General features: G+C 66.7%; 10 protein-coding genes. 1 reads left to right on the top strand and 9 read right to left on the bottom strand.

All coding sequences use genetic code 11. The annotated features are described in order from the left end of the window. Positions 1 to 10 precede the first annotated feature (10 nt). From D7T59_RS13845 to D7T59_RS13860, 4 genes are all read right to left on the bottom strand, one after another. Positions 11 to 1,126 carry a CfaE/CblD family pilus tip adhesin gene (locus D7T59_RS13845; RefSeq protein WP_258013128.1) on the bottom strand — a complete coding sequence of 372 codons (1,116 nt, stop codon included), beginning with the start codon at positions 1,124 to 1,126 and terminating at the stop codon, positions 11 to 13. Positions 1,127 to 1,143: 17 nt separating this feature from the next. Then, positions 1,144 to 3,867 (bottom strand): TcfC E-set like domain-containing protein, encoded by a 2,724-nt coding sequence (locus D7T59_RS13850; RefSeq protein ID WP_180852670.1) that lies wholly within the window; start codon positions 3,865 to 3,867, stop codon positions 1,144 to 1,146. A gap of 53 nt (positions 3,868 to 3,920) precedes the next feature. Continuing rightward, entirely contained in the window at positions 3,921 to 4,433 is a 513-nt protein-coding gene (locus D7T59_RS13855; RefSeq protein WP_180852671.1) for a CS1 type fimbrial major subunit, read from the bottom strand. A gap of 384 nt (positions 4,434 to 4,817) precedes the next feature. After that, entirely contained in the window at positions 4,818 to 5,585 is a 768-nt protein-coding gene (locus D7T59_RS13860) for an alpha/beta fold hydrolase (RefSeq protein WP_180852672.1), read from the bottom strand. Positions 5,586 to 5,678: 93 nt separating this feature from the next. Between D7T59_RS13860 and D7T59_RS13865 the strand changes: the two genes are divergently transcribed. Beyond that, entirely contained in the window at positions 5,679 to 6,452 is a 774-nt protein-coding gene (locus tag D7T59_RS13865; protein WP_180852673.1) for an AraC family transcriptional regulator, read from the top strand. Between the two features lie 109 nt (positions 6,453 to 6,561). Here D7T59_RS13865 and D7T59_RS13870 read toward each other — a convergent pair whose 3' ends face one another. From D7T59_RS13870 to D7T59_RS13890, 5 genes are all read right to left on the bottom strand, one after another. After that, a complete protein-coding gene (locus D7T59_RS13870) occupies positions 6,562 to 7,839 on the bottom strand; it encodes a citrate synthase (protein WP_164137530.1) in 1,278 nt (425 codons plus the stop codon). 296 nt (positions 7,840 to 8,135) lie between these two features. Beyond that, positions 8,136 to 8,378 (bottom strand): type B 50S ribosomal protein L31, encoded by a 243-nt coding sequence (locus D7T59_RS13875; protein ID WP_010484049.1) that lies wholly within the window; start codon positions 8,376 to 8,378, stop codon positions 8,136 to 8,138. Positions 8,379 to 8,466: 88 nt separating this feature from the next. After that, positions 8,467 to 9,405 carry a nucleoside hydrolase gene (locus D7T59_RS13880; RefSeq protein WP_180852674.1) on the bottom strand — a complete coding sequence of 313 codons (939 nt, stop codon included), beginning with the start codon at positions 9,403 to 9,405 and terminating at the stop codon, positions 8,467 to 8,469. Between the two features lie 520 nt (positions 9,406 to 9,925). Beyond that, complete coding sequence (gene recG / locus D7T59_RS13885) at positions 9,926 to 12,037, bottom strand: ATP-dependent DNA helicase RecG (RefSeq protein WP_164138440.1); 2,112 nt, start codon at positions 12,035 to 12,037, stop codon at positions 9,926 to 9,928. 7 nt (positions 12,038 to 12,044) lie between these two features. Beyond that, complete coding sequence (locus tag D7T59_RS13890) at positions 12,045 to 12,431, bottom strand: RidA family protein (protein WP_005410875.1); 387 nt, start codon at positions 12,429 to 12,431, stop codon at positions 12,045 to 12,047. Between the last annotated feature and the right edge of the window lie 130 nt (positions 12,432 to 12,561).

Raw genomic sequence — 12,561 nt, forward strand, 5'->3', positions numbered from 1 at the left:
GTCTCCGGGATCAGGGACGGGTGGTGGGCAGGCGCAGCTGGACTTTCAGTTCACCCTCGTAGCCGCCGGCGCGCTGCTCGGTGATGGGCACGCGCGGTGTGGTAAGCAGCAGGGGCGTGGGCACGCAGAACACCGGCTGGGTCATGCCCGGTAGCAGCACCAGCCGCAGTTGCGCGGTGTCGATGTCGCGCAGCTGTTCCTCCACGCCGCTGGCCATGCGGCGGCGCGCGCCGGCATGTTCCAGCTCGATCATGTAATCCAGGCGCTGGTCGTCACCGCTGCCGCCATCGTCGTGCCAGAGCGAATAGCCGAGTGGCCCGGGCGTGCGGCCGCTGGTGTCGGTGACGGTGACACCGAGGTATTCACTCTGCGAGCCGAGGCCGTCGTACAGGCACATCTCCAGGGGTTTGCGTCCGCCCACCGTCTGGTTGAGCGGGTCGTAGCGGAGATTCAGATCGACGTTGGGGGTGGTCTGCGGAAACTCCGGGAAGTAGATGGAGACCGCGTCGTAGTCGGTGATGGTGAAGTCAAATTTGAAGGAGTAGTACTCCACGCCCTGCTCCGAAGGCGTGTTCGCCTTCAGATCCAGTTGTGCGCTCCAGACGCCCGCCACGAGTTGAGCCAACTCGGCTCTGGGAAGATGGAGCTGGATTCCCGTACCGGCAGGTTCGTCAAGTGCGCACTTCAGGCTGTATGTCGACCAAGGCGCGAGTATCCCGTTCTGCCAGAAATTTCCAAGGCAGGCTCTCCCGGATAGCGCGCGCTCGATGCCGCCGCGAAGTCGCAGATCTGTTCGTTGCTGGGATCGCCTTTCAACGAACGAAAGAACAATCTCCCGCAAGCCCAACGAAGCCTCCTCGATGCCAGCTTCTGGGCAGCTCCCTCGATTCGGATTTGAGTTGGACACGCACACGACATGAAGCTGTCCATAGCCCAGCGTCAGATCATCGCCGTCGTATGCGAGGACCGTGCGGGGCGCCCAGAGTTCGATGTCCTCCGGCATAGCTGATCTGTCCCAGTTCATAGCTACGTTCTTCATCACCAGGCCACGAGACGGATGCGTCTCCGGCGGCCGCTGCGCCCACGCGCCCGGCACCATCAACACGCTGGCCAGCAACACCCACATCCACACAACACCCGGCCTCATGGCGTTCCTCCTGCAGCAGCGGTCTGGGGCGTCGCGGCGATCAGCGCCTGTTCCTGCAGCAGGCGGGTTACCCGGGCCTGCTGGCGGATTTCGGCCGGCAACAGGGCCACCGCAAGAGGCTCGCACTGCACGGCGCCGACCAGCAGCACCACGCTGCGGCGCTCGCGCACCTGCAGCGGGCACTGCAGCAGGCGGTCGTCCTGCAGCAGGTAGAGCGTGCGTTCGCGACGCGGGAAATCGGCGACGAAGCCGCCGTTGGCGCCGGTGCCCGGCACCGGTGCGTTGAGGATGCGGGCGCCGCCCAGCGGCAACCCGGCGATGTCCTGCGCGCTGCCGATGAAGGTGTAGGTCACCTCGATCGGGATCGGCATGCGCATCAGCTTGCCCGGTGGCAGGAACAGCGGGCGCGCACCGCCCACGCCGGTTACGCGGATGGCGGCGATGCTGTCCAGCGTGCTGGCATCCTGTACTTCGGCGCGGTGCGACTGGTACGCCGACAGCGGCAGCAGGCGGCGCTCGCCCAGCGCCAGCTTCTGCCGGCGCAGGCCGCCCACCTGCAGTTCGGCGGCCACGCCGCGCAGGTCCAGATCGTCGGTGTCGTCCACCTGCACGGCCAGGCCGGCTTCAGCGCCCAGGCCGCCACCCCAGTAGAGGCCGCGTGCGCCCAGCGCCAGGCCGGAACTGTGGCTGGCGCTGTAAGCCATTTCACTACGGCCACGCTGCTGGTAAGCCACCACGGTGGCACCGGTATGGCCGATGCCGTTCTGCAGCTGCGCAGCCACGGTGGCGCTGTATCGGTCGCTGTTGTTGCCGCGCAGTTCGGCGGAGACTTCGCGGTACTGGTTGTCGTAGTCCTGGCGCAGGCTCTGGCTGGCGCTGTAGTTGATGTCCGGCCGTGCGTGTTCGGACTGGCGCAGGTCGGCGCTGTAGCGCCGCTGTGCGGAACCACGTTCGCTGCGCTGCAGCCGGGTCAGGCTCAGGTTGAGGTAGACGCCGCGGTCGCGGCCACTGCGCAGCGTGCCTTCGGTGTCCTGCTGCCAGATGCCCACCCGCGTGCCCACGCTGAAATCACTCCAGCGCTGTGTGCGGCTGTAGCTGGCCTGCCAGGTGCGGCTCAGGTGTGGCTGCCGCACGGGCTCGGGCAGCAACGGGGGCAGCAACGGGTCCAGGCTGGCCAGCGGATCGTCGCTGGCTCCGGGCAGATCGCGCCCGGGCCGCCAGGTCTGGCGGCGGGTGTAGCCCACGTAGGCACTGCCACCGGCCAGCGGCAGTGCCATCGATGCGCTGAGCGAATCGGCGCAACCGAGCCGGTCGCGGGCATCGTCCACAAACTGGCAGGCCTTGCCGCGCAGCCGCTGCTGGTAGACGCTCCAGGAAGCATGGTGGCGGTAGGTCAGCTGGTGCTGCTGGCCATGGCTGCCGTCGCTGCCCTGCATGCCGCTGAAGCTGGCACGTATGTCCTGGGTGGCAAACGCATGGCGCAGGTCCAGCCGAAGTTCGCCGTAGCTGTAGCCGCCGATGTCGGCCACCCCGGCTGTGACCGCCACGTCGCGGCCCAGCGGCACGCGCAGGCCGGCCATCGCGGCCAGCTCGTCGTTGAAGCGGGAGTGGCGGCGCTCATGGCGGCGCCCGCCCTGCAGGAACCACTGCACGCTGCTGTCGGTCCAGTCGCCGCCCTTGTCGAAGGGCGCCTCTTCCGTGCGTACCAGCACGCCGTCTTCCAGGATGCGCAGGCTGACGGTGTAGCTGCCGAACGGGAAGCGACGGGTATCGAGCTGGTTGATGCCGGCCTGCAGGTAGAAGGTCTGCAGCAGGCGGTCGCCATCGAAGGCATCCACGCGGGCATCGCGTGCCAGCAGCACGGTCAGCGGGGTCGCCTGCACGGCGGCCTCGGCATCCACGTAGGCCTGGGTGGTGCCCAGGCGCAGGCCCTGGAAGCGGTCCAGCGGCAGCATGCCGAAACCGAAAGTGCCGCCGAGCGGGCTGGACAGATTGCGCCGGTCCATGCGGCCCAGCTGCAGGTAGTGCTGCGGGCCCAGGTCATGCCGGTAGTAAGCGTTGTCCAGCTGGAAGTCATCGCGCATGCGCAGGTTGCGGTAGCGCTGCTGGCTGTAGTTCCACTCCGCCGCGAAGTGGCCGCGTTCAAACACGCCCAGCATGCCCACGCCCTGGGCGGACAACGCCTGCGCGCCGCGGCTGCCGCTGATGTTGATGGACTGCTGGTGCAGGAAGGCGTTCTCGGCGTTGGCGCTGACGCTGTGGAAGCGCTCGGCCGCCGGTTCACCGTTGATCCACTGGCGGGCCACGAACAGGCGCACGGCACCCTCGCCTTCGTCGTACAGCGCGCGGACGGCGGCGGGATCATCGGGCGGGTCCAGATAGCCGCAGCCTGCGGTGCCGCCGCCGAAGCGGCAGGCCAGGTGGCTGTTGCGCGGCATCGGCTGCGATGCCGCAGGCAACAGCGCCTGCTGTGCCTCCGGCGACAACTGCAAGGCGCCGAGCACGGCTGCAGGATCCTGCAGCTGCACGTGCTCCAGGGTGACGCGCACCGGCACCAGCCCGGCCGAGCGGCCGAACAGGCGTACGTCGAGCTGTTCGACCTGGCCTTCGACCAGATCTTCGAAGCCGGGCGGCACGCCACGTGCCATCACCCACGGTGTGGCCAACGACAGGGCAAGCGCGATCGCCAGCCGGGTGACGGCGGGTGCGGGAATATTCATGGGCGTGCTGCCGGAAGCGGCCGGCCCGATCACCGGGCCGGCGCGGGGAGGTATTACGGCGAGGTGGTCTTCTGCGCCATCGCGATGCTGACCATGCCTTCGTACTTGCCGGCCACGGTGATCGGGGTACGGGTGGTCTGCGCGATCGACAGCGGCATTGCGACCGAGCCGCCCGGGACACCGCCGTTGTACAGGTCGCTGGCGAGGAAGTCCTTGCTGGCCACGGTCAGTTCCTGGTTGTTGAGGGTGACCCGCAGCGGCACGGCCGGTGCAGCACCGGCCGCGTCGGTGGCGACCAGCGAGGCCGCGTTGACCAGGCGGATCTCGACGTCCTTGGCGATGTCGTTGGTGTAGATGCGCACCTGCTGGCTCCACGGCGCCAGGCCGCTGGCCGGGTTGTGCACCAGGTTGACGACGTCCGGCAGCGCGGTGCCGTCATCCTTCAACAGGGCCAGCGAGGTATCGACCTGGGCCCAGACGGAAATGTGGGTCTCGGCGGCGTTGGCGGACAGGGTGGCGGTGACCAGCGCTGCAGCGAGCGCGGTCTTCTTCAGAATGGCATGCATGGGTTGTCTCTCTCGGACAGGGAAGATGAAAGCCGCCCTTCCCCTGGAAAGAGGAAGAGCGGCGCCGCCCGCAGAGGTGGTTGCGGGCAACGGAGAGAATGTTAGGAACGCATGGCCATGCAGACCATTCAAGATTTCCTAAAATACTGAACGCTAAGGAGAATCCTTGAAGACGCTCAATGTTTGAGAGTTATACAAATTCCCTCACTAGCTAAATGCAATAAACCTCATTGCCTTGCCTTTGTTGAGTCGAATGCTCATTCTGATAATGCGTGCAGCACGCGAGCCTCGGCCTGCGGGCACCACGGTGACGCGATCAACATCGATGCCGATCGGCTTGAACCGACGCGTGTCGACCTTGCCATGTGGAAGCGACATTCAGCGTCAGAAGTCATGAACCTCTGCTCTCAGGAACGATTCCATGGCCGTGACCAGGGCCAAGGGTGTCTCGTTCATCGGGTAGTGCCCCGCATCCTCCAGAACCTGCAGCGTGGCCTGCCGGTAGCGGCGCAGGTAGGTGCGCTCCATCAGTGATCGGTTGAAGGTCGGATCGTGCCCGCCTGTCAGCACCTTCAACCGGTGCTCGCCGACGATCTCGTCGCTGAAATCCGTATCTGCCCACGCGGGAAGATAGGCAGCAAACGCGCCGGGCGTGGCGTGCTCCATTGAATAACGAGCCTTCCAGTCCAACCAGGCTGCAGGCAGCCGCCTGCCGGTACTGCGATCGATGATGGCCCTTCGGCTGGCCACGCTTCCAGCAGCATCCTCCAGCAGGCGCCGCGCAGCTGCGTCATGGGCGATACCACCACAGGGAACGGGTGCGATGGCCAGCATGGACCGCACCCGCTGGGGCGCAAGCACGGCAATGCGCTCGATCGCCATGCCTCCCATGGAATGCCCCGCTACGCTGAACCTCTCCAGCTGAAGTGCATCGGCAAGCGAGAGTGCGTCACGGGCGATTTCGTCGATGCTGTACTGCCCCGCCACATCGCGCATGCCGCCGTAGCCACGGCAGTCCATGAAGATGTAGCTGAAGTGATCGCGTGACAGCCACGGCTCGATCGGTTCGAACGCGTGGGCGTCGCCGAACCAGCCATGCAGGACCAGGACGGAGTGAGGCCCCTGCCCCACGCGATGAAAGGTGTTGACCATGAAGAATTGCCGCAGTGAGGAGGAGAGTTGATGCTAGGCAGCGCAGGCCCGGCCCACCGTCGATGACGGGTCAACCGCTATAGAATCCGGGCCATGCGCAATTCGCTGCTCGATCCCTACGAAGACCTGCCGCGAGACGTCGTGGTCACCTCGAACGACTACGCGGCGTCGTCCACCTTTCCCCGCCATGCCCATCGACGCGGGCAGTTCGCGTTCGCCGCAAGCGGCACCATCAGCGTGACGACACCGCAGGGGCGCTGGCTGGTGCCGCCACAGCGCGCCTGCTGGGTACCGGCCGGGCTGGCCCACGAGATGACCATGCGCGGGCCGGTGACGATGCTCAACGCATTCCTTTCCATCGCGGCGGCCGCCGCGGTGGCGATGCCGGCACAGTGCCACGTGTATGCCGTTTCGCCGTTGCTGCGTCAGCTGCTGGAGGGCGCAGTGGACCTGCCCGCGCTGTACGACGAGGACGGACGTGCAGGCAAACTGATGCAGTTGCTGGTAGCGGAGATCGCGTCGATGCCGATGCTTTCCCTGCACGCACCGTTGCCTGCCGATGCACGCCTCGCGCGCGTCTGCCGGGTGCTGTTCGATGCGCCCTCACTCGCCATCGGGCTTGATGAGGTGGCTGCGGATGCGGGCATGAGCCGGCGCACGTTCACGCGGATGTTCCGCGCGGATACCGGGGTGAGTTTCGCCGAGTGGCGGCAGCAGGTGTGCCTGCTGGCGGCCATCGAACGACTGGGCCAGGGACAGGCAGTGACCCGTGTGGCACTGGACCTGGGGTATGCGAGTCCCAGCGCGTTTTCCGCCGCGTTCCGGCGCGCGTTGGGGTGTTCGCCGAGCCGGTATTCGGTGGCGTAGTGCCGGGTACGGGTTTGCATGCCAACCCGGGTTGGCAGCGACCAGAGCCGAAGCAAAAAAAAACGCCCCGCAGATGCGGGGCGTTCCCAGCACTACCTACGCGGGGCGATCAGCCCTGGTAGTCGCGCACGTCGCTGCCGGTGTAGACCTGGCGCGGACGGCCGATCTTCATTTCCGGGTCAACCTGCTGTTCCAGCCAATGCGACACCCAGCCGGAGGTACGGCCCAGGGCGAACATGACGGTGAACATCTCGGTCGGGATCTGCAGCGCCTTGTAGATGATGCCGCTGTAGAAATCGACGTTCGGGTACAGCTTGCGGGCGACGAAGTACTCGTCCTGCAGCGCGGCCTGTTCCAGCTTCACGGCCACGTCCAGCAGCGGATCCTGCACGCCCAGCTGCTTGAGCACCTTGCTGGTCATCTCGCCGATGACCTTGGCGCGCGGGTCGAAGTTCTTGTAGACGCGGTGGCCGAAGCCCATCAGGCGGAAGCCGGAGGTCTTGTCCTTGGCCTTGAGCACGGCGGACTCGACATTGTCGGCGGTGCCGATCTCTTCCAGCATCTTCAGCACGGCTTCGTTGGCACCGCCGTGGGCCGGACCCCACAGCGCGGTGACGCCAGCGGCGACCGAGGCATACGGGTTGGCACCGGTCGAGCCGACCAGGCGCACGGTCGAGGTCGAGGCGTTCTGCTCGTGGTCGGCGTGCAGGATGAACAGCAGGTCCAGCGCCTTGACCACGTCCGGGTTCAGATCGTACTGGCCATCGGCCGACTCGAAGGTCTGCTTCAGGAAGCGGCTGACGTAGTCCAGCGAGGTGTCCGGCTTGTTGGCCGGCAGGCCCTTGCCGTGGCGGTAGATCAGCGCCGACAGGGTCGGCACCTTGGCGATCAGGCGCACGGCGGCCTGGCGGCGCTGTTCGGCGTCGGACAGGTCCAGCGAGTCGTGGTAGATGGCCGACAGCTGCGCGATCGCAGCGGCCAGGATGGCCATCGGGTGGGCATCCTTGGCGAAGCTGCCGATCAGGGTGTTGATCGAATCGTCGACGTTGGCTTCGGCCGCCAGCTCATCGGTGAAGGCCTTCAGCTGCTCGGCGCTCGGGCGCTCGCCGTTGATCAGCAGGTAGGCCACTTCGACGTAGCTCGACTTTTCCGACAGCTGTTCGATCGGGTAGCCGCGGTACAGCAGCACGCCCTTGTCGCCGTCGATGTAGGTGATGGCGGACTTGCAGCTGGCCGTCGCGGTGAAGCCGGAATCGTAGGTGAAATACCCCGTTTCCTTGGTCAGCTTCGCGATGTCGACGCAGTCGTTGCCAAGGGTGGGTTTGATGACGGGCAGAACGACCGACTTATCGCCGGCGTTGAGCGTGACCTGATCAAGATCGGACACTGTGTGCGCTCCTTCATGGGAAGGCGCCTGCCCAAGCGCATTGGTCAGGCACGTGAATGACGTCCTCGGCCTGTGCCGGGGATCAGGTCATTATCGCACAGCAGCATTTGTCGGGTGCTAGACGGAAGTCGTATACGACAGGCGGCCAGACGCCGGCCGTTGAGCGGCCCGGATCGGCAAAAGCGCTGTCACACGAACGCAGTGTTCCGTCCATCCAAACGCCCGTTGGGCAGGCGTTGGGGAAAAACAAACGGCCGCGCAGAGCGCGGCCGTCGGTTCGAAGCAGGATCGACAGATCAGCGCGCGTAGCGCTTCTGGAACTTGTCGATACGGCCCGAGGTGTCGATGACCTTGTGCTTGCCCGTGTAGAACGGGTGCGAAGCAGAGGAAATTTCAACCTTCACCAGCGGGTAGTCGTTGCCGTCTTCCCACTTGATGGTTTCCTTCGTCGCCATGGTCGAGCGGGTCAGGATCTTGAAATCGGAGGTGACGTCATGGAAGACGACGTCGCGGTAGTTCGGATGGATATCGGCCTTCATGGGCTCACACCGTAAATGGGCTGGTGGTCAAGAGCGGCATTATAAGCACCGGTTGCCGCCCGGGGCAACCGGTGCCGGTCAATCGGCTTCAGTCCGCGCCCAGGGCCCGGCGCACCAGCGCCTCGAAACGCTGCTGGTCGTAGGCCATCAGCAGATCGCAGTTGTCCGGCTGGCCGGTCTGGCGGTTCCAGTCGACGATGGTGGCACCGCGGCTGAACGTACCGTTCAGTTCCACGTTCAGCGGACGCGATTCCACCTGCAGCTGCCCTTCCGGGTTCAGCGCCCAGGCCATGGCCACCGCATCGGCGGTGTACCAGCGGCCGCCCTTGGCGTCTTCCGACAGCGCGCGGGTCTTGCGCGAGATCAGCTCGTAGAAGCGGGCGCGATCGGAGTCGGCCTGCAGCCACGTCTCGGCATCTTCCAGCGGCAGACCGTGGGCGACGGTGGCTTCCCAGTCCGACACCAGCAGGCGCTTGAACGAGGTGAACACCACGTGCGCCGCTTCCGGGTCGAAGGCGATGTTGAATTCGGCCGCCGGGGTGATGTTGCCGTGGCAGGTAACCGCGCCGCCCATCACCACGATGCGCTTGATGCGCTGTGGCAGGGTCGGGTCCAGCTTCAGTGCCAGGGCCAGGTTGGTCAGCGGGCCGAGCATCACCAGCATCAGTTCGCCGGCGTGCTCATGCGACAGGCGCAGGATGGCCAGCGCCGCGTGCTCGGCTTCGGCCTGGCGGCTGGGCGGCGACAGGTCCACGTCGCCATAGCCATCACGGCCATGCACGTGGGCAGCGTCGACGGAGGGATGCAGCAGCGGATCCGGGCTACCGGCAAACACCGGTACGTCGGCGCGGCCGACGATGTCGCAGAGCTTGAGCGCGTTGCGGACGGTGTACTGCAGGCCGACGTTGCCGGCGGCGATGGTCAGGGCGACCACGTCATGCCGTTCATCGGCAAAGGCCATCAGCAGGGCCAGGGCGTCGTCCACACCGGGGTCGGTGTCGATCAACAGGGGGATCTTGTGGGTCATCGTTGCCGTCTTCAGATCGGCAACGAAGTGTGGACCGGGATGATGACCGTTGCAAGTACGGGGGGTTGGGGTTCGGCAGGGCTGCGCCCTGCACCCGCCGAATCAACGGCAAACGCCAGAGCAACGGCAAAAGCTGGTTTCCTGAGGGATGGCGGGGTGGGTCCGGTTGCGGGGGACGCCGTAAACCCCGCTCCGCGGTCCGGCCCAGCCGCTGGCGGCTGTGCGTTCGGGCGCTTGCGAAGCAGTGCTTCGCAAACAAAGCGCCCTCACCCATGGGGGCTTGGTCGCGGCATCCATGCCGCTCACACCCCTGCCACCGGACCCACCCCGCCTTCGACAGATCGCTACCGCTGCTGGTAGCTGTCGACCTTGGTCGACACGTCCACGCAATGCGTGGATGAACATGGAAATGATCGAAAGGGCTTTCTGTAGCGCTGTAGATACACGCCATGCGTGGATAAGCGTCCCGGGCATGGCGTCAGAGCCCTTCGCTGCGCAAAGGGATCCGACCCCGGGGCGCTTACGCCGAGGCGTAGCGCACGGCGGTGCCGATCCAGCGCTGCACCACGCGGTCGGCCAGCGCGGGTTGCTGGTCCAGAAGGCGTTCGGCCAGGTCGTGGACGCCCGGCAGCAGGCCAGCATCGCGCGCCAGATCGGCGATGCGGAAGCCCGCCAGTCCCGTCTGGCGGGTGCCGAGCAGTTCGCCGGGGCCGCGTAGTTCCAGATCCTTCTCGGCGATGACGAAACCGTCGTTGGTTTCGCGCATGGTCTGCAACCGCTCGCGCGCCATCTGCGAAAGCGGCGCCTGGTACAGCAGCACGCAGCGCGACACCGCCGAACCACGGCCGACGCGGCCGCGCAGCTGGTGCAGCTGGGCCAGTCCCAGGCGCTCGGCGTTCTCGATCACCATCAGCGAGGCGTTGGGCACGTCCACGCCGACTTCAATCACCGTGGTCGCCACCAGCAGATCGATCTCGCCGGTCTTGAACGCCACCATCGTCGCCAGTTTTTCCGCCGCCTTCAGCCGGCCATGCACCAGCCCCACGCGAACGCCCGGCAGCAGCGCCTGCAGCGATTCGTAGGTGGCCTGCGCCGGCGTGGCATCCAGTTCTTCGCTTTCCTCGATGAGCGTGCACACCCAGTACACCTGCCGCCCTTCCTGGCAGGCCAGGGCGATGCGCTCGATCAGCTCCGGGCGACGATCGTTGTTGAGGGCCACGGTCTGCACCGGGGTGCGGCCCGGCGGCAGTTCATCGATGGCCGAGACATCCAGGTCGGCGTACTCGGACATCGCCAGCGTGCGCGGAATCGGCGTGGCGGTCATTACCAGCTGGTGCGGCACGCTGTTGCCGCCCGCTCCCTTGTCGCGCAGGGCCAAGCGCTGGTGCACGCCGAAGCGGTGCTGCTCGTCGACGATGGCCAGTGCCAGATCCTGGAACACCACCGCTTCCTGCATCAGCGCGTGGGTGCCGACCACCACCTGCGCCTCGCCGTTGGCGACCTGCTCCATCACCTTGGCGCGCGCCTTGCCGGTGACCTTGCCGGCCAGCCAGGCGATACGCACACCGAGCGGTTCCAGCCAGCCGCGCAGGTTGTTGAGGTGCTGCTCGGCCAGCAGTTCGGTGGGGGCGGCCAATGCGACCTGCTTGCCCTGCTCCACTGCCAGCATCGCGGCCAGTGCGGCAACCACGGTCTTGCCGGAACCGACGTCGCCCTGCACCAGCCGCAGCATCGGGCTGGGGCGTGAGAGGTCCTCGCGGATCTGCTTGAACACGCGCGCCTGTGCGCCGGTCAGCGCGAACGGCAGCTGTTTCAGCAGCGCCTTGGCCAGCTTGCCGGGACCGGCCAACGGCGGCGCATGGTGCGCCTGCAAGGCAATGCGCTGGCGCCGCAGGCTGAGGTGGTGGGCCAGCAGTTCCTCCATCGCCAGGCGACGCTGCGCCGGGTGGGTGCCTGCTGCCAGGGCGGCCAGATCGGCATCCGGCGGCGGCCGATGCACGGTCAGCAACGCGCTGCGCAGCGACGGCAGGCCGAGGCCATCCAGCCAACCGCTGGGCAGCAGTTCCAGCGTGCTTTCCTCGGGCAGGCGATCCAGCGCCTGGCCGATCAGCTTGCGCATGGTCATCGGGCCCACGCCTTCGACGGTGGGATACACCGGGTCGAGGCGGTCGCCGAGTTCGGGATCGTCGTTGCGGCCCAGCACCTGGTAGCTGGGGTGGACGATTTCCAGGCCCAGGTGGCCCGGCTTGGGCGTGCCGAAGCAGCGCAGCCGGTTGCCGACCGCGAACTGGCCGACCTGCTGCTGGCGGAAATGGAAGAAGCGCAGCACCAGGGTGCCCTGCCCTTCGTCTTCCACCGCCACTTTCAGCATCGGCCGGTAGCGCATGCCGCGCTCGACCGCGACCACCCGCCCCTCCACCTGCGCCGGCACGCCGTTGCGCAGGTCTTCGATGCGGGTCAGCCGGGTCCGGTCTTCATAGCGCAGCGGCAGATGAAGCCAGAGATCCTGCAGGGTGGCCAGGCCACGCGCCTGCAGTTTGGCGGCCACGGCCGGACCGACGCCAGCGAGCATCGCCAGGGATGCTTCGCCGGACGGTGACAGGACCGGGGTGACCGCCGCCTTGCGTGCCACGTGGCGGTCAGTCGATGACCATCACCGCGTCGACCTCGAAGTTGGCGCCCTTCGGCAGGCCAGAGACTTCGATGGTGGAACGGGCCGGGTACGGGGCCTGGAAGTAGTCCTGCATGACCGCGTTGACCTTGGCGAACTCGCCCAGATCGGTCAGGTACAGGCCCAGGCGCACGACCTTGTCCAGCGAGCCGCCAGCGGCTTCGGCCACGGCCTTGAGGTTGTCGAAGGCGCGGCGTGCCTGTGCTTCGACGTCACCGGCGCCGACGATGTCGCCGGTAGCCGGGTCGAGCGGGATCTGGCCGGAGAAGTACACGGTGTTGCCGGCGCGCACGGCCTGCGAGTACGGGCCGATGGCGGCGGGAGCCTTTTCGGTGTTGATGATCTGGCGGGACATGGGTCACTCCGGTGCTTGGGGGAAAACAGAGCGGTGATTGTACCGGGTGGGGGCGCATCCACGCATGGCGTGGATCTACCGCGCCGCTTCGGTAGTGSCGGGGGGGGGGGGGGGGGCGCGGGGGGGGGGG

The organism is Stenotrophomonas maltophilia, assembly GCF_013464915.1.
Taxonomy (GTDB): Bacteria; Pseudomonadota; Gammaproteobacteria; order Xanthomonadales; family Xanthomonadaceae; genus Stenotrophomonas; species Stenotrophomonas maltophilia_AT.